This window comes from Streptomyces bungoensis, assembly GCF_001514215.1.
Lineage (GTDB): Bacteria > Actinomycetota > Actinomycetes > Streptomycetales > Streptomycetaceae > Streptomyces > Streptomyces bungoensis.
This window is the reverse complement of the sequence record NZ_KQ948855.1, coordinates 127,337-150,354: the sequence shown is the minus strand read 5'-3', so window position 1 is coordinate 150,354 and position 23,018 is coordinate 127,337. Positions and strand designations below refer to the sequence as shown.

Sequence of the window (23,018 nt, the reverse complement as noted above, 5' to 3'; positions counted from 1 at the left end):
TCTGACGATCCGCCTGCAGCGCGACGCCTGGCACGCACGGCCCGCCGTCACAGCGGCAGCCGGCGGTACAGCGCGCGCGGAAGGTGCCGCAGGGCCGTCATCACCGGGCGCAGGGCGCCCGGCACCCACACCGTCTCCGAGCCGCGGCGCAGGCCGAGTTCGACGGCCGTGGCGACCGCCCCGGGAGTGGTGGCGAGCGGGCCCGGGGGCCGGCCTGCCGTGGAGTTCGTCCGGACGAAGCCGGGGCGGACCACCATGACGTGCACGCCCGTGCCGTACAGCGCGTCACCGAGGCCCTGGGCGAAGGCGTCGAGCCCGGCCTTGCTGGAGCCGTAGATGAAGTCGGCGCGGCGCGCCCGTTCGCCGGCGGCCGCGGAGAGCACCACCAGCGAGCCGTGGCCCTGGGCCTGCAGGCAGCGGGCCGCCACCAGTCCCGCGGACACCGCCCCCGTGTAGTTGGTCTGGGCGACCCGCACCGCGCGCGCCGGGTCGCGTTCGTCGTGGGCCTGGTCGCCGAGGACGCCGAACGCGAGGAGCACCATGTCCAGGGCGCCCTCGGCGAACACCTTCTCCAGCACCGTCTCGTGGGAGCCCGGGTCGAGGGCGTCGAAGGGGACCGTGCGCACCTGCGCGCCCAGCGAGCGCAGTTGCTCGGCGGCCCGGTCCAGGGCCGGGGAGGGGCGGCCGGCCAGCCAGACGGTGCGCGTGCGGCGGGCGATCAGCCGGCGGGCGGTGGCCAGCGCGATCTCGGACGTGCCGCCGAGGACGAGCAGGGACCGGGGCAGTGCGGTGGCATCCTTCATGACAGCCGACCGTATCGCCCAGATATGTCCGTCTTGGCGGAGAAACGCGGTGTTCACCGTCCCCGGAAGGGGGCACAGTCGGATCATGGACTGGCTGAAGACACTGCCCGGCATCGGACCGGTCGTCGCCCGGCTGATGCTCACGCACGCCTGGCGGTCCTACGAGCGGCTGGACCGGGTGAAGTGGACGCGGCTGGCCGCCGCGATGACCTTCGTCAGCTTCGTCGCCCTCTTCCCGCTGCTGACCGTCGGCGCGGCGATCGCCGCCGCCACGCTCAGCCCCGGCCAGCAGCGGAACGTCGAGCAGAAGATCGGCGCGCAGTTCCCGGGCCTGGCCGACCAGTTGGACATCACCACCCTGGTGCAGAACGCCGGCACCGTCGGCGTCATCGCCGGTGCCGTGCTGCTGCTCACCGGCATCGGCTGGGTCGGCCAGGTGCGGGACTGCCTGCGCGCGGTCTGGGAGCTGCCCGACCGGCAGGAGAACCCGGTCCTGACCAAGGCCAAGGACGCCGGGATCCTGCTCGGCTTCGGCGGTGCCCTGCTGGTGACGCTCGCCGCCTCGACACTCGCGTCGGCAGCCGTCGGCCGGCTGGCCCGGACGCTGGGCCTGGCCGAGCACGGGTGGGGCGTCGTGCTGCTGCAGGTCGCCGCGTTCGCCGTCGCCGTGCTCGCCGACTTCCTGGTCCTGCTCTACGTCCTGACCCTGCTGCCCGGCGTCGAGCCGACGCGCCGCCGCCTGCTGGTGGCCGCGCTGACCGGCGCGGTCGGCTTCGAACTGCTGAAGCTGCTGCTCAGCGGCTACATCCAGGGAGTCGCCGCGAAGAGCATGTACGGCGCGTTCGGCGTCCCCGTGGCGCTGCTGCTGTGGATCAACTTCACCGCGAAGCTCGTGCTGTTCTGCGCCTCCTGGACGGCGACGCCGAGCAAGCAGGCCGAGCCGGCCGAGGCGGAGGAGCCGGAGGAGCCGGCCGGCCCCGCCGAGCCCGAACGTGGTGACGTCAGGGGCGCGTCCGGCGGCGCATCAGATCCGGCAGCGGCCAACGGCGGTTGACCAGGTAGGCCGCGCCCGCGAGCAGCACCAGCAGCCCGCCGGCGACGCCCAGGGCCGTCCCGGCACCACCCGCACCGTGCCCGCCGGTCGCGCTCGCCACCGGCTTCGCACCGGAACCACCGGACCCCAGCGCCGCCGCCGCCGCGGACGACGACGGGCTGGGCCCGGCCCCCGCGGGGGCGGTCGCCGCGTTCTTCGGCGGGACCAGCTCACCCACCGGCGTGACCTTGCCGGCCGCCCGGAACCCCCAGTCGAACAGCTTCGCGGTCTCCTTGTAGACCTCGTTGTGCGTGTGGTTCTCCGGGTTCATCACCGTGACCAGCAGCACCTTGCCGCCCCGCTCGGCGACGCCGGTGAAGGTGGCGCCCGCGTGCGTGGTGTTGCCGTTCTTCACCCCGGCGATGCCCTGGTAGACGGGCACGTCGGTGTCACCGCTGAGCAGCCGGTTGGTGTTGCGGATCTCGGCCGAGCCGAACGTCGCGGTCACCGTCGAGCAGTAGTCGCGGAAGTCCTTCTTCTGCAGCCCCGAGCGGGCGAACAGCGTCAGGTCGTACGCCGAGGAGACCTGCTCGGGCGCGTCGTACCCGTCCGGGCTGACCACGTGCGTGTCCAGCGCCTGAAGCTCCTGGGCGTGGTCCTGCATGTCGCCGACGGTCCGGCGGACCCCGCCGTTCATCGCCGCCAGCACGTGCACGGCGTCGTTGCCGGAGCGCAGGAAGACACCGAGCCAGAGGTCGTGCACGGAGTAGCTGCGGCCCTCCTTTATCCCCACCACGCTGGAGCCGGCGCCCATGCCCGCCAGGTCGGACGGCACCACCTTGTGCTCCGTCGTCTTCGGGAACCTCGGCAGCAGGGTGTCGGCGAACAGCATCTTCAGGGTGCTCGCCGGGGGCAGCGGCCAGTGCGCGTTGTGCGCGGCGAGGACCGCGCCGCTCTCGGCGTCCGAGACGATCCAGGAGCGCGCGGTCAGGCCCTCGGGCAGCACCGGCACGCCGGCCGCCAGGTTCACCTGCGTCCCCGGCAGCCCGAGCCGCGCACCCCCCACCTGCGACATCCGCGCCGGGGGCACGGCGGTCGGGCTCGTCGAGGGGGCCGGGCTCGCCGGGGCCGCGAGAGCCGCGGGTGCGAGGGCCGACATGGTCAGCAGGGTGGCGGAGGCGACCAGCAGGGATCGCCGGGCGGTCTTCCGGTACGCGGGCACGGTCGGCAACGTACCCGCCGCGGACCGTGAAGTCCCGCCGCGACCCCCACCCCGGACACGGAACCGGCCACCGCCGGGCGATACTGACCCCATGAAGCTCAGCCGCCCGGTCTCCTGGTTCCTGCTCGCCTTCGGGGTGTGGAGCTGGGTCATCTGGGTCACTTTCGTCAAGAACCTGGTCAAGGACAGCAGCGGGCTCGCCTTCGACCACGGGCACCCGACCGCGTACTTCTGGGTGCACCTGCTGCTGGCGGTCGTCTCCTTCGTATTGGGGACGGTCATCGGGGTCATCGGGTTGCGCGGACTGCGCGCACTGCGCCGGACGTCATAGCGGGGGGCACGCGCGCGTGGTGGTCGTCTTCGTTCTCGTCGCCCTGGCCGTCCTGGCCGTCCTGGCGCTCGGGCACTGGTACGTGTGGCGCCGGCTGGTCCGCGACACCACCCGTGGCCCGGGCCCCGCCCGCCGCGCGGGGACCGCCGTCTTCGTCGCCGGGCCTCTGCTGATGGTCTCGGCCCTGGCGGCCGAGCGCTCCGGCGCCCCCTTCTGGCTCCAGCGCGCCCTCGCCTGGCCGGGGTTCCTGTGGATGGCCCTGGCGCTGTACCTGCTCCTGGCGGTGGCGGCCGGCGAAGTCCTGCGCCCGGTGCTGAACCGCACCCTCGCCCGGCGCGCGGCACGACGGACCGCCCTTACCGGCACGGCCTCCACCACCGCACCGGCGCCCCTCGCCCGGACCGCGGCGGCCGCTCCGGCCACCCCGGCGACCGCGCCCCCGACCGGCGGACTCGCCCGCCCCGGCCGGAAACCCGGCGCCGACCCGGCGTCCGCGGCCGAAGCGCCCGAGACCCCGGCGCCGGACGCCCACCCCGCTCCCGTCGACACCGCTCCCGCGGCCGTGGGGGCGCACGCCGACCCCGCGCCGGACGCCCGCGTCACGGCGGCCTCGCCCGCCCAGCCCGCCCCCACCCGCCGCCTCTTCGTCTCCCGGGTCGTCGGCGGCACCGCCGCGGCCGCCGCCGCGGCGACCGTCGGGCAGGGCACCTACGGGGTGCTGCGCGGCCCGCGGGTGAAGCGGGTCACCGTGGCGCTCGGCAAGCTGCCGCGGGCCGCGCACGGCTTCCGGATCGCGGTGGTCAGCGACATCCACCTCGGCCCGATCCTCGGCAGGGACTTCACGCAGCGGGTCGTCGACACCGTCAACGCCACCCAGCCCGACCTGATCGCGGTCGTCGGGGACCTGGTGGACGGCAGCGTCAAGGACCTCGGCCCGGCCGCCGCGCCCCTGGCCCGGCTACGGGCCCGGCACGGCGCGTACTTCGTCACCGGCAACCACGAGTACTTCTCCGGCGCCGAGCAGTGGGTCGCCGAGGTCCGCACGCTGGGCCTGCACCCGCTGGAGAACGCCCGCAGCGAGCTGCCGTACTTCGACCTGGCCGGGGTCAACGACCTGCAGGGCGAGAGCGAGGGGCAGGGGCCGGACTTCGACCGGGCGCTCGCCGGCCGGGACCCGGCACGCGCGTGCGTGCTGCTCGCCCACCAGCCGGTGCAGATCCACGAGTCGGTCCGCCACGGCGTCGACCTCCAGCTCTCCGGCCACACCCACGGCGGCCAGCTCTGGCCCGGCAACCTCGTCGCGGCCGCCGCGAACCCCACCGTGGCCGGCCTCGACCGCTACGGCGACACGCAGCTCTACGTCACCCGGGGCGCGGGCGCCTGGGGCCCGCCCACCCGGGTGGGCGCGCCGTCGGACGTGACGGTGATCGAGCTGGCCGCGACGCGCGCCTGAGCCCGCCGAGCCCCGGTGAGGGCGGCCCGATGCCCCCGTGAAGGGCTTGTGAAACCCTCCGAAAACAACGGCTCGGTAAGTTCTTGCCCATTCGGGTCGGATCGCTCTTCCCTGGGCTGAAACCGGTGTGATTAGGTAAGCCGCTGCCACCAAGGGGGGTGGCGCTTTTTGTGCTGTGCCAGGGGTAGGGCCTTGGCGGGCCTGGGGAGGGCACCACCATGCGATCTGTTCGCATGCGCATTCTCGTGACGCTGCTCGTAGTCGCCGTCGTCGGCGTCGGCGCCTGGCAGTTGCTGCCGTCGCAGGACGACAAGAACAGGACCATCACGGTCGGTACGACGGACGCCGTCACCTCACTGGACCCGGCCGGCGCGTACGACGCCGGCTCGTGGGCCCTGTTCAGCAACGTGTTCCAGACACTGCTCACCTTCGAGCCGGGCGGTGTCGACCCGGTCCCGGACGCGGCTCGGAGCTGCGCCTTCGAGGGCACGGACCTGCGCACGTACCGCTGCCGGCTGCGCGACGACATCACGTTCCCGAGCGGGCGCAAGATGACCGCCGAGGACGTGAAGTTCTCCTTCGACCGGGTCAAGAAGATCAACTCCGAGGTCGGCCCGGCGTCGCTGCTGTCCACCCTGGCCTCGGTGACCGCCGACAACGCCACGACGGTGACCTTCCACCTGTCGTCCGCGGACGCCACCTTCCCGCAGAAGGTCGCCACCGGCGCCGGCTCGATCGTCGACAAGGACAGGTACCCGGCCACCGCGCTGCGCACCGGCGACGGCGCCGACGGCACCGGCCCGTACACGCTCAGCTCGTACACCAAGGACAAGCAGGCCGTCCTCGCGCCCTACAAGGCGTACCGGGGCAACCTCAAGGAGACCGGGCGCCCGGTCGAGCTGCGCTACTACGCCGACTCCGAGAAGCTCGACAGCGCGTGGAAGGCCCAGCAGGTCGACGTCGCCACCCGCACGCTGAGCCCGGACCTGCTCTCCGGGCTCAACCCGAGCGACCCGAACAAGCGGGTCACCGAGTCCGACAGCGCCGAGACCCGCAACCTCTACCTCAACACCCGCGCCGCCTCACCGCTGCACGACGTGCACGTGCGCCGCGCCCTGGCCTGGCTGGTCAACCGCGAGCAGCTCGCCGCCACCGTGTACAAGGGCACCGTCGACCCGCTGTACTCGCTGATCCCGGCCGGCATCACCGGCCACACCACGTCCTTCTTCGACACCTACCCGACGCAGAGCACGGCCAAGGCCCGTCAGCTGCTCACCCAGGCCGGCGTGACCCTGCCCGTGCGCTTCACCCTCGGCTACGGCCGCAACCGCGGCGCCGGCGAGCAGGAGGCCGCGGCGCTGAAGAAGCAGCTGGAGGCGGGCGGCCTGTTCAGGGTGGACGTGCGCGGCTACGAGTGGACCGACTTCCAGAAGCGCTGGGCCGCCGGGAAGATGGACGCCTGGGCGGTCGGCTGGGTGGCCGACTACCCGGACCCGGACACCTTCGGCTCCCCGCTGGTCGGCACCGGCTCCACCATGAGCACCGGCTACAGCAACAAGGTCGTCGACCACCTCATCCAGGACAGCCAGCGCTACGCCGACCGCAGCCGCGCCGCGAGCGACTTCCGCACCCTCCAGGGGGACGTGGCCACCGACGTGCCGCTGATCCCGCTGTGGCAGCGCAAGGAGTACGTGGTCACCACCGAGGACGTCGGCGGCGGCCAGTACCTCGCGGACGGCACGGGCGTGTTCCGCCTGTGGCGCCTGGACTGGATCTGACCGACCGTATCCGACCGGCGGGACCTGACGGGCCGGCGGCCGGTCAGGTCCCGCCGGCCCGCTTCCCCGGGTCGGGCAGCGCCCTCGTCATGCCGGGCAGGAAGTCCGTGAACAGCTCGTGGACCTCCAGCACCAGGGGCCTGAGCGCCCGGAACCGGGCCAGGGCGACACCGCGCGCGGTCAGCCGGGCGCCGCGCCGCGCGAGCCGGTAGCTGCGCTCGCGGCCCTCGGTCCGGTCGAACACCCAGTACAGCACCAGCCCCATCTGGGACAGCCACATCAGCTCCGGCAGCACCTCCCGCAGCTCGGGCGCCACCTTGGACTTCGAGCCGGCCAGCACCTCCCGGTGCACGCTGATGGCCTGCTCGCGGGCGTGCTCGCTCTCCGGCGAGAAGGGGCTGAGCGGACTGTCGGGGTCGGCGGCGTTCTTGAAGAACTGCACGGCGAACTCGTGGTACGGCCGGGCGATGTCCAGCCACGCGGTCAGCACCCCGGCGAGCCGCGCCTCCAGGTCCGTCTCCCGGTCCAGGACCTCCCGGACCGCCACCTGGTGCTCGGCGGCGATCCGGTCGTAGAAGCCCTGGATCAGGTGCTCCTTGCCCGCGAAGTAGTAGTAGGCGTTGCCGACGGAGACCCCGGCCTCCTGGGCGATGGCCCGCATGGTCGTCCTGTCGTACCCACGTTCCTGGAACAGCCGCATGGCGGTCTCCAGGATCAGCGCGCGGGTCTGCTCCGACTTGCTCTGGGGGCCGGCCGCGTCGGGGCCGTCGTTCTTCACGGGCACGAGGCAAGAGCCTAACGAGTGCCGCGGGCCCCGCCGGCGCGAGGAGGGCGGGGTCAGCCCCGGCGGGCCAGCTCCGGCCGCTTGGCGTAGTCCGTGAAGCCGAGCACGTTGCCCCAGGGATCGGCGATCTCGACGGTCCAGCCGGTGGCCGTGGGGGAGACCTCGTCGAGCGGCGGGATCCCGGCGGCGGCCAGCTCCCGCGCCGCCACCCGCGCGTCCGGCACCTCCAGCCACACCCGCGGCGAGGGCCAGGGCGGGCTGCGGTGCCCCAGCTCCTCCTCCGCCCGCAGCAGGATCCCGGGCGTCTCGCCCCCGACCTTCAGCAGCGCGATGCCGAGCTCGTCCAGCCGGAACCCGACCGTGAACCCGGCGCGCTCGTAGAAGCCGACGGCCTCCGCGAGGTCGCCGACGGGGAGCAGTACGTTGTCGAAGCCGAGCAGCTCGTACGACTCTTCGTCTGACATGTCGTCACATTAGGGCGCGGGTGCGCCGGGGCGGCTCAAGCGCGCCGGTGAAGGGCCCGGGAACGCCCTGGAGCACGCCCGAGGGCCCCGTTCCGTGCGGAACGGGGCCCTCGGCGGGGTACGGCGCGGCGGACCTCAGTAGCGGCGCGTGATCAGCGCCCGCTTGACCTCCTGGATCGCCTTCGTGACCTCGATACCGCGCGGGCAGGCGTCCGTGCAGTTGAAGGTCGTGCGGCAGCGCCACACGCCGTCGCGGTCGTTGAGGATCTCCAGGCGCTGCTCGCCCGCCTCGTCACGGCTGTCGAAGATGAAGCGGTGGGCGTTCACGATCGCGGCCGGGCCGAAGTACTGGCCGTCGTTCCAGAACACCGGGCAGGACGACGTGCACGCGGCACACAGGATGCACTTGGTGGTGTCGTCGAAGCGCTCGCGGTCCGCGGCGGACTGCAGCCGCTCGCGGGTCGGCTCGTTGGTGTCCTTGGTGACCAGGAACGGCATGACGTCCCGGTACGCCTGGAAGAACGGCTCCATGTCCACGACCAGGTCCTTCAGGACCGTGAGGCCCTTGATGGGCTCGACCGTGATCGGCTTCTCGGGGTTGATGTCCTTGATCAGCGTCTTGCACGCCAGGCGGTTCCTGCCGTTGATCCGCATGGCGTCGGAGCCGCAGATGCCGTGGGCGCAGGAGCGGCGGAAGGTCAGGGTGCCGTCGACGTCCCACTTGATCTTGTGGAGGCCGTCGAGGACGCGCTCCTTGGGGTCGATCTCCAGCTGGAAGTCTTCCCAGGTGGCCTCCGCCGAGACCTCCGGGTTGAACCGGCGGATCCGGAAGGTGACCGTGATGTAGGGGGAGTCGGCGAAACCGGGCTCGGGCTTGCCGGCCGCCTCTTCCTTGTCCAGAACGGGGGTAGCCATCAGTACTTACGCTCCATCGGCTGGTAGCGGGTCTGGACGACCGGCTTGTAGTCGAGACGGACGGTTTCGGAGCCGTCGGCGCCGACCTCGCGGTACGCCATGGTGTGCCGCATGAAGTTGACGTCGTCGCGGTTCGGGTAGTCCTCGCGGTAGTGACCGCCGCGGGACTCCTTGCGGGCCAGGGCCGAGACGGCCATGACCTCGGCCAGGTCGAGCAGGTTGCCCAGCTCGATGGCCTCGAGGAGGTCCGTGTTGAACCGCTTGCCCTTGTCCTGGATCGCCACGTTCTTGTACCGCTCGCGCAGCTCGGCGATCTTCTCGACCGCCGTCTTGATCGTCTGCTCGGTGCGGAACACCATGACGTTGGCGTCCATGGTCTCCTGCAGCTCGCGCCGCAGGGTCGCCACCCGCTCGTTGCCGGTGGAGTTGCGCAGCCGCTCGATCTGCTCGACGACGAACGACTCCGGGTTCTCCGGCAGCTCGACGAAGTCGGCCTTGTGGGAGTACTCGGCGGCGGCGATGCCCGCGCGGCGGCCGAAGACGTTGATGTCCAGCAGCGAGTTGGTGCCCAGGCGGTTGGCGCCGTGCACCGACACGCAGGCGACCTCGCCGGCCGCGTACAGACCCGGGACGACGGTGGTGTTGTCCGCCAGGACCTCACCCTCGACGTTGGTGGGGATGCCGCCCATCGCGTAGTGCGCGGTCGGCTGGATCGGGATCGGGTCCGTGTAGGGCTCGATGCCGAGGTAGGTGCGCGCGAACTCGGTGATGTCCGGCAGCTTGGCGTCCAGCTGCTCCGGCGGCAGGTGGGTGAGGTCCAGGTAGACGTGGTCGCCCTCGGGACCGCAGCCGCGGCCCTCGCGGATCTCCGTGTAGATGGACCGGGACACGACGTCGCGGGACGCCAGGTCCTTCATGACGGGAGCGTACTTCTCCATGAAGCGCTCGCCGTCCTTGTTGCGCAGGATGCCGCCCTCACCGCGGGCGCCCTCGGTGAGCAGGATGCCCATGCGCCAGATGCCGGTCGGGTGGAACTGGAAGAACTCCATGTCCTCCAGCGGCAGGCCCCGGCGGTAGACGGCGGCCTGGCCGTCACCGGTGAGGGTGTGCGCGTTGGAGGTCACCTTGAAGAACTTGCCCGTGCCGCCGGAGGCGTAGATGACGGCCTTCGCCTGGAAGACGTGGATCTCGCCGGTCGCCAGCTCGTAGGCGACGACACCGGCCGACTTCCTGACGCCGTCGACCTCGGTCATCAGCTGGTCCAGGACGTAGAACTCGTTGAAGAACTCAACGCCCTCCTTGACGCAGTTCTGGTACAGCGTCTGGAGGATCATGTGACCGGTGCGGTCCGCGGCGTAGCAGGACCGGCGGACCGGGGCCTCGCCGTGGTTGCGGGAGTGGCCGCCGAAGCGGCGCTGGTCGATGGTGCCGTCCGGGGTCCGGTTGAACGGCAGGCCCATCTTCTCCAGGTCGAGGACGGCGTCGATGGCCTCCTTCGCCAGGATCTCGGCGGCGTCCTGGTCGACCAGGTAGTCACCGCCCTTGACCGTGTCGAAGGTGTGCCACTCCCAGTTGTCCTCCTCCACGTTGGCCAGCGCGGCGGCCATGCCGCCCTGCGCGGCGCCCGTGTGGGAGCGGGTGGGGTAGAGCTTGGTCAGCACGGCGGTGCGGCTGCGCTTCGTCGCCTCGATGGCGGCGCGCATGCCCGCGCCGCCGGCGCCGACGATGACGGTGTCGTACTTGTGGATCTTCATGATTCTCGCAGCCCCGTGCCTAGCGGATGTTCGGGTCGAAGGTGAAGATCACCAGCGTGCCCAGCAGGATGGTCCACACCGTGGCGGTGTACAGCAGGGCCTTCAGCCACATGCGGGAGGCGGGACGCTCCGCGTAGTCGTTGATGACCGTGCGCAGGCCGTTGGCGCCGTGCAGCATGGCGAGCCAGAGCATCAGCAGGTCCCAGACCTGCCACCAGGGGGACGCCCAGCGGCCCGCCACGAAGGCGAAGCCGATCTTGGAGACACCGCCGTCCAGCACGAGCTGGATCAGCAGGTGGCCGATGACCAGGATCACCAGCACGATGCCGGACAGGCGCATGAACAGCCAGGCCGCCAGCTCGAAGTTGCCCCGGGTCGACTTGGGGGACTTCTTGGTCCGCTTGCGCGGCGCCTCGATCAGCGGGGCCGGGTTGTCGACGGAGTGGACCGGAGCGCCCTCGACGGGGCCCACTCCGGACGCGGTGGTTTCAGTCGTGGACATGGCGGCGTCAGCTCCCAAAGACGACACGGAAGGCGTGGCCGAGGACCGGGTAGAGCGCTCCGGCCATCAGGACGACCCAGACACCCATCACGGTCCAGAACATCTGCTTCTGGTAGCGCGGGCCCTTGGACCAGAAGTCGACGGCGATGACGCGCAGGCCGTTGAGCGCGTGGAAGAGGATGGCGGCGACGAGGCCGTACTCCAGCAGCGCGACGATCGGGGTCTTGTACGTGGCCACGACCTTGTCGTAGGCCTCGGGGGAGACACGCACGAGTGCGGTGTCCAGGACGTGGACGAACAGGAAGAAGAAGATGAGGACGCCGGTGACTCGGTGAGCCACCCAGGACCACATTCCTTCCCGGCCGCGGTACAGCGTTCCAGCCGGCACGGAAGAACCCTCCGGGAGCGGGGACTAGGGCCGCGCCGGCTTCACTGTCGGTCGGGCCCGGCCGGGTACGGTCCACCGGCCCTATGCATCGTATCCGTGCGGTCGGGTGAGGCTTACGGGGGGCCTACTTGTGTGATCAAAGTGGCACGCGGGTGGCCTAATGGGACGGATTGCGGCGGATGTGGCCGGTTATGCGCCGGGTGTGGTCGCGTTGTGGCTGGTCGCGCCCCGCGCAGCGGCGGACCCGCACGGCCCCGAGCCCCTCAGGTGCGCCTCCAGCCTGCTGCGCGCCAGGCGCCGGAGTTCCTCCGCCGCCGTCACCCGCTCCTCCTCCGGATCGTTCGCCAATCGTGACCGGATGGCCTCGAGGACGCGGTCGAGGGACTCGTTCGGCGGCGTGTCGCCGAGGTAGATGACGAACGTGTGTCCGAATCGGGACTCGTAGGCCGCGTGGGCGGCGCTCAGGGCCATGTGGGCCGCCGAGTAGGTGTCCGCGGGCAGCTCCGGCAGCGGCTCGCCCGCCAGGGCCTCGGCCATCTCGGCGGCCGACAGGTCGTACGCCGCCTCGTCCGCCGCCGCCAGCAGGGACTCGAGGTCCGGGTAGGGGCGGTGTGCGGTGACCCGGCGGGACCAGCGCGGATTGCGCAGGCAACGCCGGAGGAGCGCGTCCGCCTCGTCGGCGGGGGCGACGTTGAAGGCGTCCAGCGGCTTGGGGAGGCAGGGCAGACGATGGGCGGGCAGCGTGGGTCCTCGCGTCACATGCGGTGTGTCAGGGGGATGTGGCAGGGGGTCCTGTGAAAAGTGTGTCGTCACGTTATCGAGAGTGGTCACTGCGTGTCCGACGGATGCGCGAATTTCACTCGAACGGGAGAGTTTGCGAACACCTCGGTGACGGGCGAACCGCCGATCGGACGTACGTTGGCGGGGTGATCCAGCACAGGCGCCGGGCCTCGGCGCAGCACCTGAGGCGGAAGCGGGCGGTGGTCGCCACCGCGTTCGCGGGGACCGTCGCGCTCGCCGTGGGCGTCGGCGTGTGGGCCTCGGCGGACGGCGGCGGGCCGGGACCGGCGGGGAGCGCTGCGGCGTCGTCGCCGGGCGGGGCGTCCCGCCCGGCGTCCGGCCGGGCCGCCGCCCCGAGCACCCCCAGCCCGAGCCGGAGCTATCCGCTCTCGCGGGCGCCGCGCACCATTCCCGCGGTGCGCTCCCACACCCCGGAGCGCGGTCCGGGCTGGCGCCCGCGGCCGGGCGGGCGGGTCGTGGTGAGCGACCCCCGGCTGGCCGACGAGGGCCGGCTGACTGCCGGTGAGCTGGGCCTGACGTACGCGGGGCAGCGGGGCGACGCACGGGCCGGGGACGTGCGGCTGGCACTGGGCGGCAGCGGGGGCCCGGAGTCGTACACCATGACGGTCCGCGGCGGGCGCGTGGACATCGGCGGGCCGGCCGACACGGGGGTGTTCTACGGCACCCGGACCCTGAAGCAGGAGGTCCGCGGCGGCGGCACGGCCCCGGAGGGCGTCGTGCGCGACCAGCCCGCCAAGCCCGTGCGCGGCTTCAACCTGGACATCGCCCGCAAGCCGTACAGCGCCTCCTGGATCGAGGACCGGATACGCGAGCTGGGGGACCTGAAGTTCAACGAGCTGGGGCTGCACTTCTCCGACGACCAGGCCTTCCGGATCGAGTCCACCAGCCACCCCGAGATCGTCTCCAAGGACCACCTGACCAAGGCGCAGGTCAAGCAGATCGTGGCCCTCGCGGCGAGCCGGCACATCACCGTCGTGCCCGAGATCGACTCGCCCGGCCACCTGGGCGCGGTCCTCGCCGCCCACCCCGACCTGCAGCTGCGCAACGCGAGCGGGACCCCCACGCGCGGCGCGATCGACATCTCCAAGGCCGCCTCCGCCAAGCTGCTCGACGACCTGCTGAACGAGTACGCGGGGCTCTTCACGGGCGGCCAGTGGCACCTCGGCGGCGACGAGTACCAGGCGCTCACCGTGGCGAACCCCGAGGCCTCCTACCCGCAGCTCGCGGCCGCCGCCCGGCAGAGGTACGGCTCCGGCGGGACCGTCGCCGACCTCGCCACCGGCTGGCTGAACGACCGCGCCGCCACCGTCCGCGCCCACGGCAGGGCCTTGCGGGCGTGGAACGACGGCTTCTTCCGCGGCACCTCCGTGCAGCCCGCCAAGGACCTCCAGGTCGCCTACTGGACCGGCAAGGAGATCGGCGCCCGGCAGCCGGTCGAGTACCTGAGCGCGGGACGGAAGGTGCTCAACTACAACGACGAGTTCCTGTACTACGTGCTCGGGCAGCCGCAGACCTTCGTGTACCCGACGGGACAGCGGATCTACGAGCGGTGGAACCCGCGCGTGCTGCGCGGCACGACCTCCGTGCCGGCACGCTACGACGCGCAGATCCCCGGCGGCTCCTTCGCGGTGTGGAGCGACTTCCCGAACGCGCAGACCGAGGCCCAGGTCGCCGCGGGCATCCGGATGCCGCTGCGGGCCACCGTGCAGAAGCTGTGGGACCCGGGCGCGCCGGCGCTGTCGTGGAGCGAGTTCAGGGCGCTGGCGGACCGGCTGGGCTGACCTCCCGCGGGGCGCGGTATCGTCCGCGTGCGCCACCTCACACGGGGACCCGGGGGACTGTCATGCCCAGTACACGCTTGCGCTCACCACACGTGCTCGGCCGGGTCGCCGTCGCGGCCCTGGGGCTGGTCGCCGTCACGGACCTGCTCGACCTCTGGGCCGGTACCGAGGTCCACCGCGCCGCCGGCGACCTCGCGGCGGGCGCCGGCGCCCTCGGCGGGCGCCTGTCCCCGCGCGCCCACCGCGCCGACCTCGTGCACTCGGTGGCCGGCGGGTTCCAGTCGCTGGCGCTGCTGGGCTGCGGGGTGGTGTTCGTGCTCTGGCTCTACCGGGTGCGGGTCAACGCCGAGGTGTTCGACCCGGACGGGCACAGCAAGGCGCGCGCGTGGGTGATCGCCGGATGGGTCGTGCCCCTCGCCAACCTCTGGTACCCGCGCCGGGTGATCCTGGACGTGTGGGACGCCAGTGTCCCCGCCGGCGCGCGCCCTCGCCACGGGCTGATCAACCTGTGGTGGGCCCTGTGGCTCGTCTCCATCAACGTGGGCCGGCTCATGACGGACCTCTACGACTCGGCGCACACCGCCGCCGGCTTCCGTGCCGCGGCGCAGCAGGTGATGGCCGCGGACGCCGTCGACATCGTCGCCGCCGCCCTGGCGATCCGCCTCGTCCTGCGGCTGACCCGCATGCAGGAGCAGAAGGCTCTCACCCAGCCCGTGTTCGCCCCGGCCCTTGGCTGAAAACCCACTGCTGTGACAGGCTCATGCCGTCGCACGCAGTAAGGGGAAGTGCGGGCTCCGTGAAAGAGGGCCCTGCGAGGGAGGGGTCGATGAGCCTGGTGGAACTGATCGCGCAGGCCGACGAACGTGCACTGGCCGCAGGCGGCCTGGCTTGTTTGGATCGGTGCGTGGCCCTGCTCGGCGGCGACGACGAGGTGCTGCGCCCGCTGTGGGCGAACCTCGCCGACGGCTCCGACTGGACCGCGGGCCTGGAGAAGGCGCGCGGCGCGCTCGCCCCCGCGGACTCCGGCGGGCCGGGTGGACCCGGCGAGGACGAGGCCGCCCTGCTGGCCCGCCGCATGCTGGACGAGGCCCCGGCCGAGCGCACCGCCGACGCCGTACGCGCCTGGGCCGACGCCTGCTCCCTCGCCGCCCTGCGCATCCACCACCTCCTCTGCCCGGCCACCGACGCCGGCGCCGGTGACGAGGACCTGGAGGCCGCACGCGCGGGCACCACCGAGGACCTCTCGCCGCTCGTCGCCGCCGAACTGCGCCGCCAGACCGTCGTCCTGGAACTCCTCGCCGAGCACGGCGCGGGCGGCCTGCGCCGCGCCCTGGACGTCTCGGTCGAGGGCCGCCGGGTGCTGCGCGCGGTGGTCTCCCGGCGGGCCCGCGGACGCGGCTGACCGGCGCCAAACCCGTTTTCCGGGTAAGTCCGGTGACCGTCCTGCGAGGGCCGCGGGGCGGTCCTGCGCGGATTGCGGGGACATCCCCGGTCCGCGTGACGGATGCCCCGCCCGGCCCGCTCTTCCCTATGTGACAGCGCACTTTCTGACAGCACAGCAGGAGACCAGGCCGCACGCCGCCGCGAAGCCCGCCCGGTGGGCCGCCGACGCGGTGGCGACCCTGCGCGAGGGCGCGCGGGTGCGGCTCGACTACTCGGCGCGGAGCGTGTGGCGGGTCGACCGGTTGATCGACGAGATACGGCGGGAGGGACCGCCGCTCGCGGCGATCGAGAACGTGCTGCGCGGCCTCGGGGCCTACGCCGGCGAGGTCCTCGTCCGCGAGACCGGCGCCGAGTGGTGGGCGACCGGCGGCGACCACTGGATCCGCACCCCCGACGGCCGCCTGTGGGACCCCCTGGAGGAGGCGCGCCGGTGCTTCGAGGGCCAGGGCTCCCTGCGCCTGCTGTGCCGGGACGCGACCGCCGCCCGCTGAACGCGGTCCGGCCGGGACCCCGCTGAGCGGGGTCCCGGCCGGACCGGAGACGGGCGTGACGCGCAGGTACGGGCCTACCGGGTCACGGCGTCAGGGTGGTGCCCAGGCGGGCGCCCGCCGGCGTGCCGAGGGTGGACTTGCTGAGCACCGTCGTCTGGGAGTAGCCCAGCCCCGAGCTGTTGCTCGGCAGGTACATCAGGATGCCGTCACCGCTGTCCTCGCCGGCCACGCCGAACGTCAGGTCGGCCCGGCCCCACCCGGACAGGTCGGTCAGCGACACCGACGTACCGAACGCGTCACCGCTCTCGGTGGCACCGGGCACACCCGAGGTGTCCTCCGAGACGGAGATCGCGCCGCTGCCCGACAGACCGGTCGAGGTCCCCTTGAGCAGCACGGCCGAGCCCGCGTCGGTGCGGCTCGTGCCGTCCCGGGTGATGTCCTCGCCCGGCAGACCCGCGAGCAGGTCCGGGTAGCCGTCGCCGTTGTAGTCGCCGGCGGACACCGAGGCGCCCATGGCGTCGCCGGACTCGGCGGCACCCGGGACCCCGCCGGTGTCCTGGTGGATCGTCCGCAGGCCCGTGGTGGTGAACCCGGTGGACGAACCGCGCACCATGGTGACCTGGCCGCCCGCGTAGGCGCCGGACTCCGCGGTGTACGGCTGCCCGATCGCGATGTCGTCGTAGCCGTCGGTGTCGAAGTCGGCCGCGGCGACCGACCGGCCGCCCTTGACCGAGATCACGCCGGCCTTCGTCAGCCCGCTCGCGGAGCCCGCGAACCGGACCACGCGCCCGATGCCGCCGTTGTCGCGGTAGTTCAGGGCCACGTCGGTGTAGCCGTCGCGGTTGAAGTCACCGGTCGCCGCGTCCAGGTAGGCCACCGAGCCGGTGGCCGTGGTCAGCGTGCCCGAGGTGGTGGCACCGCCGGTCAGCCGGACGTTGAAGTTGCCGCCCTGGCCGGTGCCGGCCGAGAAGACGTCCGCCTTCCCGTCGCCGTTGAAGTCGCCGACCGCGACCGCGGAGCCGAGCTTGGCCCCGGCCGCCGTCACGCCCGACGTGGTGTACGAGAAACCGGAGTCCAGGCCCGGCCCGTACAGGACCGTCACCGCGCCCCGGTCGGCGTGGCCGCTGGTGTCGTCCTCGCCGGGCGCGCCGATCGCGAGGTCGGCGTAGCCGTCGCCGTTGACGTCGCCCCAGGCGGTCGCGGCACCGAACTGGTCACCGGACTCGGAGGTGCCGGGCACGCCCGGGCTGCTCTGCGTGAGCGTCAGCTTGTCCGCCTGGACGAGGCCGTCGGTCCCACCGGGCACGACCGTCACCGAGTTGGCCTTCGGCGTGCCGGCCACCAGGTCGGCCGCACCGTCCCGGTTGTAGTCCGAGGTGGGCAGCGCGTGCGAGATGCCCGGGGTCTTGGCGAGCGCGGCGATGAAGGGCAGCTTGCCGTACAGGTTGTCGCCGGGGCAGGCGGTGGCGTTGGTGTCCCGGTGCCCGAAGACCCGCGGCAGCGTGATCTGCTGGCCCTGGTCGACCAGGTTGCCGTCCTGGCCCTTGGGGCTGCCGGAGGTCAGCGTGACCTTGCCGGTCGGGTCGACGCCGTACATGCCGAACTTCCACGCCACGACGCGCGCGATCGAGTCGAGCGCGGCCCGCGACGGCTTCGCCGTCATGTAGTTGCCGATGTAGGAGATGCCGACCGTGTTCGTGTTGAACCCGATGTCGTGCGCGCCGACCACCGGCAGGTCCATGCCGCCGCTGCGGCCCTCGAAGATCTGGCCGCAGCGGTCGACGACGAAGTTGTAGCCGATGTCGTAGTACCCGCGGGAGAAGTGCTCCTGCTGGATGGTGCGCATCCGGGCCCGGGAGTCGGTGCACGGGATCGTGTTGTCGCTGTCGACACCGGTGTGGTGGATGACGGCGGCCTTGATCTCGGTGCCGTAGCTCGGCGTGCCGTCGTAGTCCGTGGACGCGCCCCACTCGGCCTGCGTGATGATCGGCGGCTTGGCGACCGTCGAGGGCACGGGGGCGGGGACGGTGGACGACGGGGACGGCGAGACCGAGTCGGACGGGGACGGTGAGGCGGGTGCCGAGTCGGAGGCGGAGGCCGACGCCGAAGCCGAGTCGGACGGCGACGCCGACGCGGAGGGGGAGTCCGTCGGCACGACCGAGTCCGAAGGCGACGGGGAGTCGCTCGCGGCCGCCGTCGTCGTGTCCGCCGCGTACGCGGCCGGCTTCGGGCCGCCCGCCGGGTCCGTGCCCGGGTCGAGCAGCTTGACGTCCATGCCGGCCGGCTGGCCGCCCGCCTCCGTGCCGTCGGACTTCACCAGGCGCACCTGCACGCCGTCGGAGTCACCGGTCCATAGCGAGGCGGTGCCGCCCCGGGTGTCGCCCGCGCGCTTCGCCTCCGCGCCGTCGGCCTGGTACGGGTCGTCCGGCAGCTTCTGCCAGCCGGACCACTTGCCGGTCTCCCGGTCCTTGGTCCGCACCTCGGGCGTGCCCTTGGCCTCGGCTTGGGCGTCGTCCCAGGTCAGCAGCAGTGCGCTGAACCGGTCGGTGCTCTGCTGGTCCAGCCCCCTGCGGCCCGAGCCGCGGTTCTGCAGCTTCAGCGTGTGCACGGACGCCTTGCGGGTCGCCTCCTTGCCGTCCTGCCGGCCGGGAGACGCGACCGCGTAGGTGACGGCTCCCGCCCCGCCCAGCACGACGGCGCCGAGCGTCAGCCACGCCCGGCGCTTGAGGCTGAGCGGTCTGTACGCATGGGTACTTCGAGGACTCAACTGTCCCACCCCTAGGGAATCAACACGATGGCATCACCTGTCTCACAGGTGGCAACTTGTACAGCGCACCGACCTCGCGGACCGTCACCCGGCCGCGGCGGTGGGCGTCGGTGAGGGAAGTTCGGCCTGGCAGGTGGCCCGCCCGAACTTGCCGTAGGCGGAGGCGGTTTGGACATGCCGGCCGCGCACCGCCAGCGAGCAGCTGACACGCCCGCCCTTCTCACCCAGCGTGATCGACACCAGCGGCGGCCGCCCGAGCGGCACCAGCACGGTCCGCCGCGTGTGGGACCTGGGCGACGAAGAGCAGGGCTACCGGGTCACGTCACACCGCTACGCGTTCACGTTCCTCGTGCCGTTCCGAAGCGGCGACATCACGGTGAGCCAGGAGGTACGGGCCGACAACCGTGGGGTGTTCGGCGGAACCGTGACCTTGCCGTCCGGGGTGGAATGACCTGCCGCGTATCTCCGGTCGCTCCGAGATCCGGGACGACGACCACACCTGGCTCGCGGCGTTCATGGCCACGGCTTGGAACCACCACCCCGACGAGTACGCAGCGGGTGTCGCCGACTCGATCGACAAGGCCTGGAGCTTCGTCGACGACCTCTACGCCGCAGCCGGTGTCCCCGAAGTGGACGCCGGCGAGCCCTGGAAGCTGCCGATCCACGGCGGTCGCCCCGTGGCCCACAGCGCCGGTACGGGGCGACGCTCGCCAGCTCCACGCGGACATCCGCGCATCGCCATCGGCCGACGCCGGCGCCGCCGGGCGCCCGGCTGGGCGCTGTGACAAATCTGTGAGACGCGGCGCTGATCACCCTGGGGGCGTGGGACGCGGGCTGCCGTGTCGCGCGCGGGGGACTGCGGGGGGATTCGGTGCGAGCGCGGGCACGAGCACCGCGCCGGGTACGGACGAGGACGGTTCTTGGGCCAGGGAGGGAAGTCCCGGCGCCTGCAGGCGCGCGACGGGGAACTGGGCGAGGCCGTGGCGCGGGCCCAGGACGGGGACGAGAGCGCCTTCGCGGTCGTCTACCGGATCGTGCAGCCGGGCCTGCTCGGCTACCTGCGCGGCATCGTCGGCGACGACGCCGAGGACGTGGCGTCCGACGCCTGGCTGGAGATAGCCCGCGACCTCGGACGGTTCAAGGGCGACGGCGCGGGCTTCCGCGGCTGGACCGCGACCATCGCCCGGCACCGGGCCCTGGACCACGTGCGCAGACAGCGGGTACGGCCCCGGGGCACCACGCTGGAGCAGGACGTACTGGAACTGCCCGGCCCGCACAGCACCTACGAGCAGGCACTGGAGTCCCTGTCCACCGCGCGCGCCCTGGAACTGGTCCGCACCCTGCCCACCGACCAGGCGGAGGCCGTGCTGCTCCGGGTCGTGGTCGGGCTCGACGGCCCCGCCGCCGCCCGCGTCCTCGGCAAGCGCCCCGGCGCGGTGCGCACGGCCGCGCACCGCGGGCTGAAACGACTCGCCCGCCGGCTCGGCGTCCAGGACCCGGACGCCGGTGTGACGGATGACGGCCCCCGGACGCTGGGGGAGTCGACATGAACGCTGACGGCTCTGGACCGTATGGATCAGGGAGAACGGATCCAGGAGGAACGGGAACGGACATGGGTGAGCGGCGAGACGACGGCGGGGTGCCCGGCCGCCGGCGTGTGCACCCAGGCGGCACCACCTCCGCACGACCGGAGCGGCCCGGCGAGGACCTCCCGCTGCCGGGTGCCGTGCTCGAGGCCCGGCTCGGCATCGTGATCCGGGGCGGCGACCCCGACGGCGCCGGCTGCGAGGCCGAACGGGTGGCCGTGGCCGCCTTCCGGGCCGCCCGGGACTCCGGGGTCCACCGCGCGGCGCGCACCCGGCGCCGGGACGACTGGCGGCCGCGGGAGGCCCGGCGCGCCCGGCTCTCGCTGCGGGCCACCCTCTCCGTGCTGCTGGCGAGCCTCACGCTGGGCGGCGCCGTCGCCGTCGCGTCGGTCGGTTCGTTCGGGTCCGCACCGCACGGCGGCCATCCCGCCGAGCGGGTGGGCCACCCGTCCGCGGGCGCCCCGCGGCAGCCGGCCGCCCCGCGGGACGGCACCGCCCCCGGCACCTCCTCCGCCCGGCCGGGCCACCCGGCCACCGCCGCGGACACCCTCGCCCACTGCCGCGCCTACGAGCAGGTGCACAAGGACGGCAAGGCCCTCGACGCCACCGCCTGGCGGCGGCTCGTCAAGGCCGCGGGCGGCGAGGGCGAGGTCACCGCCTACTGCGCCGCCGAACTGGCCCGGGCGGACGCCCGGAACCCGCACTGGTCCGCGCACCAGGGCAAGAGCGGTGCGGCTCCGGGCAAGGGCGGCAAGGGCTCCGGCAACGGCAGTGGCAAGAACAGCGGCGGGAACGGTGCGACCGGCGACTCCGGCTCCAAGGGGAACGACACCTCCGCGTCCCACGCGAAGAACTGACCCGGCGGAACCGACCGGCTCGGGCGCCGTCCGGCGACGGGTCACGCCGTCCGCCGACGGGTCAACGGGGCAACGGCCGGGGCCGCCACCCCCCACAGGAGAGGCCCCGGCCGTCGCGCGTCCGGGCCGCGCGCGGCCCGTACTCTTCTCAGCGCTTCGAGTGCGTTTTCTGTCACACCGTTCCTAAAGACTGAGTGGGAGTGAGTCTTGTTGCCAGGACTCGTGCTCAGCCGTGTGCTCCGAACGGTGTTGGGCACACTGGTCGCCCGCTTTCGCGTCGCGTCCCGGTGGCGCGGATCGTGTCCGTGGTCCGGGGATGCGGGGGCGGGTTTCCTCACGCCCTGGGGTGTCCGGTTCGGCCTGGACGGTCCGATGCCCGCATCCATCGCTCTGGTGGGTGCGGGGCGGTGCCGTCCGTCGCCGGATCGGGTGCCCCAGGGCGCGCCTTCCGATCGCCACCGCTGCCGCGTCGTGGCGAGTGGTGGTGCGAGTTGTGCTGTTGAGGGGTTTGTGCCAGTGCTGGGCGCCCCAGCGGCTGGTGTAGGCGGGGTCGACGGCGATGACGGGGATACCGAGTTCGGCCGCCATGCTCACCAGCCGGGCCCGCAGCCGGGCGACGGGCATGCCGGAGATGAGCTTCCGGAAGCGTGTGCGGCGGCCGTGCTTCTCGCGGGTGGTCTCGGCGGTGAAGTCGAGGTCCTCGATGGCGATCGCGAGACCGTGACGCTGGGCCCAGTGCAGCAGGCGGATCAGGGCGTGCCTGACCTGTGCGTCTCGGTGTGAGGCGGTGCCGGTCAGGTCGTAGCTGAAACGGAGGGGCTGCCCCACGGGGTTGCCGTGCGCGTCGAGGCGCCAGGCGGCGAGGTGGTCGGCGTTGGTGTCGACACCGATCAGGCTGTTCGCGCGGGCCGCGTCCAGCGGCACGGCCGGGGTCGGTGGGATGGTCCATGAGGCGGTCAGGTACCAGCGACCGCGCTGCACGTCTTCGTGGATGCGGTAGGCGACCGCACGGTTCGCTGCCACCCGGTCGGCCCACTGCTCACCCCGGTGCGCGAAAGAAACCTTCGCTGTGAGGACGTACCGGCCGTGCGGCGCGTTCGCCAGGTAGGCCAGCGGCGCGGGGAGCTTGAGCGAGACCTGGCCGCCGGGTGTGACGCGGACGGTCTCGTTGCCGTACCGCTTGCCGGACTCGCCGTCGGCCTGCAGGAACCGGCGTTCGGCCTGCCACCGACATCGCCACTGTTCGTGGGTCAGTCCGGCGGCCTGCAGGTGGTGGCTGGTGTTCAGCAGCCGCTTGCCGCCGCGCACCACACGCACGACGCCAGCCTGCCAGTCGGCCTGGACCGCTCGGAGCCGGTCTTCGAGGACCTGCAGTCGGCGGGACTTGGCGAACCACTCCCGCCTGCTGCGATAACCGCCCGGCGCCCGCTTGGATCCCTTCTCCCCTACGGGCAGGGACCGGTGCCGGATCGTGCGCACGCCCGCCTGGAGGCTGTGGATGTGCGCGAGCTGCCCGCGCCGGGCGAGCGCCCACTGGTCGTGCGTGGCCCGGGTGAGCGACCCGGCCCAGCGCGAGGAGGACTCCACGGTCAGCACACGCTTGCGCTCGGCCCACCGGTCGCCGTCATGCTCCAGTCCGGCCGAACACCGTTCCTTCAGATCACGGCAGGCCAGCCACCCCAGGTGGTCACCGACCAGACGCAAAACCTGCTCGTCCTCGGCCGTCAGGCCTTTCAGCCGGGTACGGACCGCGACACCCGAAGGGCCAGGCACCACGAACGGCTCCCCCAGTTCCCTCAGTGCACCCACCCGTCCCACCCCGCGTCGCAGCAATCCGTCACAATCTTCAACGACGGCCACCGGCG

The 23,018-nt window shown here is 72.7% G+C and carries 23 protein-coding genes; 12 read left to right on the top strand and 11 right to left on the bottom strand.

Annotated features, from left to right (window positions below; genetic code table 11):
• Window positions 1–47 precede the first annotated feature (47 nt).
• On the bottom strand, window positions 48–803 hold the full coding sequence (dprE2, locus tag AQJ66_RS13185; RefSeq protein ID WP_061920475.1) for a decaprenylphospho-beta-D-erythro-pentofuranosid-2-ulose 2-reductase: 756 nt from the start codon (window positions 801–803) through the stop codon (window positions 48–50).
• 85 nt (window positions 804–888) lie between these two features.
• On the opposite strand from dprE2, the gene AQJ66_RS13180 reads away from it, so the two are divergent.
• Window positions 889–1,857, top strand: a complete 969-nt coding sequence (locus tag AQJ66_RS13180; RefSeq protein ID WP_061920473.1) for a YihY/virulence factor BrkB family protein — start codon at window positions 889–891, stop codon at window positions 1,855–1,857.
• On the opposite strand, the gene AQJ66_RS13175 is transcribed toward AQJ66_RS13180, so the two are convergent.
• Complete coding sequence (locus AQJ66_RS13175) at window positions 1,805–3,058, bottom strand: D-alanyl-D-alanine carboxypeptidase family protein (protein ID WP_061920471.1); 1,254 nt, start codon at window positions 3,056–3,058, stop codon at window positions 1,805–1,807. The genes AQJ66_RS13180 and AQJ66_RS13175 overlap by 53 nt on opposite strands.
• A gap of 91 nt (window positions 3,059–3,149) precedes the next feature.
• On the opposite strand from AQJ66_RS13175, the gene AQJ66_RS13170 reads away from it, so the two are divergent.
• The 3 genes from AQJ66_RS13170 to AQJ66_RS13160 all read left to right on the top strand — a co-directional run bounded on the left by AQJ66_RS13170 (window position 3,150) and on the right by AQJ66_RS13160 (window position 6,620).
• Entirely contained in the window at window positions 3,150–3,389 is a 240-nt protein-coding gene (locus AQJ66_RS13170) for an SCO4848 family membrane protein (RefSeq protein ID WP_061920469.1), read from the top strand.
• A gap of 16 nt (window positions 3,390–3,405) precedes the next feature.
• The gene (locus tag AQJ66_RS13165) at window positions 3,406–4,842 is read left to right on the top strand and encodes a metallophosphoesterase (protein WP_061920467.1); all 1,437 of its coding nucleotides are present in this window, start codon (window positions 3,406–3,408) and stop codon (window positions 4,840–4,842) included.
• Between the two features lie 218 nt (window positions 4,843–5,060).
• Window positions 5,061–6,620, top strand: coding sequence for an ABC transporter substrate-binding protein (locus AQJ66_RS13160; RefSeq protein ID WP_061920465.1), 1,560 nt, complete (start codon window positions 5,061–5,063; stop codon window positions 6,618–6,620).
• Between the two features lie 43 nt (window positions 6,621–6,663).
• Here AQJ66_RS13160 and AQJ66_RS13155 read toward each other — a convergent pair whose 3' ends face one another.
• The 7 genes from AQJ66_RS13155 to AQJ66_RS13125 all read right to left on the bottom strand — a co-directional run bounded on the left by AQJ66_RS13155 (window position 6,664) and on the right by AQJ66_RS13125 (window position 12,186).
• Complete coding sequence (locus AQJ66_RS13155) at window positions 6,664–7,404, bottom strand: TetR/AcrR family transcriptional regulator (RefSeq protein ID WP_061920463.1); 741 nt, start codon at window positions 7,402–7,404, stop codon at window positions 6,664–6,666.
• Between the two features lie 53 nt (window positions 7,405–7,457).
• The gene (locus AQJ66_RS13150) at window positions 7,458–7,868 is read right to left on the bottom strand and encodes a VOC family protein (RefSeq protein ID WP_061920462.1); all 411 of its coding nucleotides are present in this window, start codon (window positions 7,866–7,868) and stop codon (window positions 7,458–7,460) included.
• A 135-nt stretch (window positions 7,869–8,003) separates the two neighbouring features.
• On the bottom strand, window positions 8,004–8,783 hold the full coding sequence (locus AQJ66_RS13145) for a succinate dehydrogenase iron-sulfur subunit (RefSeq protein WP_061920460.1): 780 nt from the start codon (window positions 8,781–8,783) through the stop codon (window positions 8,004–8,006).
• Window positions 8,783–10,537, bottom strand: coding sequence for a succinate dehydrogenase flavoprotein subunit (sdhA, locus tag AQJ66_RS13140; protein WP_061920459.1), 1,755 nt, complete (start codon window positions 10,535–10,537; stop codon window positions 8,783–8,785). Before sdhA ends, AQJ66_RS13145 begins: the two co-directional genes overlap by 1 nt.
• A 19-nt stretch (window positions 10,538–10,556) precedes the next feature.
• Window positions 10,557–11,039, bottom strand: a complete 483-nt coding sequence (locus AQJ66_RS13135) for a succinate dehydrogenase hydrophobic membrane anchor subunit (RefSeq protein ID WP_061920457.1) — start codon at window positions 11,037–11,039, stop codon at window positions 10,557–10,559.
• A gap of 7 nt (window positions 11,040–11,046) precedes the next feature.
• Window positions 11,047–11,427 carry a succinate dehydrogenase, cytochrome b556 subunit gene (gene sdhC / locus AQJ66_RS13130; RefSeq protein WP_079060209.1) on the bottom strand — a complete coding sequence of 127 codons (381 nt, stop codon included), beginning with the start codon at window positions 11,425–11,427 and terminating at the stop codon, window positions 11,047–11,049.
• 189 nt (window positions 11,428–11,616) lie between these two features.
• Complete coding sequence (locus AQJ66_RS13125; RefSeq protein WP_061920453.1) at window positions 11,617–12,186, bottom strand: 2-oxo-4-hydroxy-4-carboxy-5-ureidoimidazoline decarboxylase; 570 nt, start codon at window positions 12,184–12,186, stop codon at window positions 11,617–11,619.
• 167 nt (window positions 12,187–12,353) lie between these two features.
• Here AQJ66_RS13125 and AQJ66_RS13120 point away from each other — a divergent pair, with 167 nt between their 5' ends.
• From AQJ66_RS13120 to AQJ66_RS13105, 4 genes are all read left to right on the top strand, one after another.
• Window positions 12,354–14,009, top strand: a complete 1,656-nt coding sequence (locus AQJ66_RS13120; RefSeq protein WP_425264276.1) for a beta-N-acetylhexosaminidase — start codon at window positions 12,354–12,356, stop codon at window positions 14,007–14,009.
• Between the two features lie 62 nt (window positions 14,010–14,071).
• Complete coding sequence (locus AQJ66_RS13115) at window positions 14,072–14,746, top strand: DUF4328 domain-containing protein (RefSeq protein ID WP_061920451.1); 675 nt, start codon at window positions 14,072–14,074, stop codon at window positions 14,744–14,746.
• 89 nt (window positions 14,747–14,835) lie between these two features.
• Window positions 14,836–15,411, top strand: a complete 576-nt coding sequence (locus AQJ66_RS13110; RefSeq protein ID WP_061920449.1) for a hypothetical protein — start codon at window positions 14,836–14,838, stop codon at window positions 15,409–15,411.
• Between the two features lie 130 nt (window positions 15,412–15,541).
• Window positions 15,542–15,943, top strand: coding sequence for a hypothetical protein (locus AQJ66_RS13105; RefSeq protein WP_107118926.1), 402 nt, complete (start codon window positions 15,542–15,544; stop codon window positions 15,941–15,943).
• Window positions 15,944–16,025: 82 nt separating this feature from the next.
• On the opposite strand, the gene AQJ66_RS13100 is transcribed toward AQJ66_RS13105, so the two are convergent.
• Window positions 16,026–18,710 (bottom strand): FG-GAP-like repeat-containing protein, encoded by a 2,685-nt coding sequence (locus tag AQJ66_RS13100; RefSeq protein ID WP_061920447.1) that lies wholly within the window; start codon window positions 18,708–18,710, stop codon window positions 16,026–16,028.
• A 229-nt stretch (window positions 18,711–18,939) separates the two neighbouring features.
• Here AQJ66_RS13100 and AQJ66_RS13090 point away from each other — a divergent pair, with 229 nt between their 5' ends.
• The 4 genes from AQJ66_RS13090 (at window position 18,940) to AQJ66_RS13075 (ending at window position 21,153) form a co-directional block, all read left to right on the top strand.
• Entirely contained in the window at window positions 18,940–19,161 is a 222-nt protein-coding gene (locus AQJ66_RS13090) for a hypothetical protein (RefSeq protein ID WP_061920444.1), read from the top strand.
• Between the two features lie 64 nt (window positions 19,162–19,225).
• Window positions 19,226–19,495: a hypothetical protein gene (locus AQJ66_RS13085; protein WP_061920437.1), complete on the top strand. Its 270-nt coding sequence runs from the start codon at window positions 19,226–19,228 to the stop codon at window positions 19,493–19,495.
• Window positions 19,496–19,630: 135 nt separating this feature from the next.
• A complete protein-coding gene (locus AQJ66_RS13080) occupies window positions 19,631–20,260 on the top strand; it encodes an RNA polymerase sigma factor (protein WP_061920435.1) in 630 nt (209 codons plus the stop codon).
• A 62-nt stretch (window positions 20,261–20,322) separates the two neighbouring features.
• Window positions 20,323–21,153, top strand: a complete 831-nt coding sequence (locus tag AQJ66_RS13075) for a hypothetical protein (RefSeq protein ID WP_061920434.1) — start codon at window positions 20,323–20,325, stop codon at window positions 21,151–21,153.
• 183 nt (window positions 21,154–21,336) lie between these two features.
• Here the strand turns inward: AQJ66_RS13075 and AQJ66_RS13070 are convergent, their stop codons facing one another.
• Window positions 21,337–22,962, bottom strand: coding sequence for an IS200/IS605 family accessory protein TnpB-related protein (locus AQJ66_RS13070; protein WP_061920432.1), 1,626 nt, complete (start codon window positions 22,960–22,962; stop codon window positions 21,337–21,339).
• Window positions 22,963–23,018: the final 56 nt, after the last annotated feature.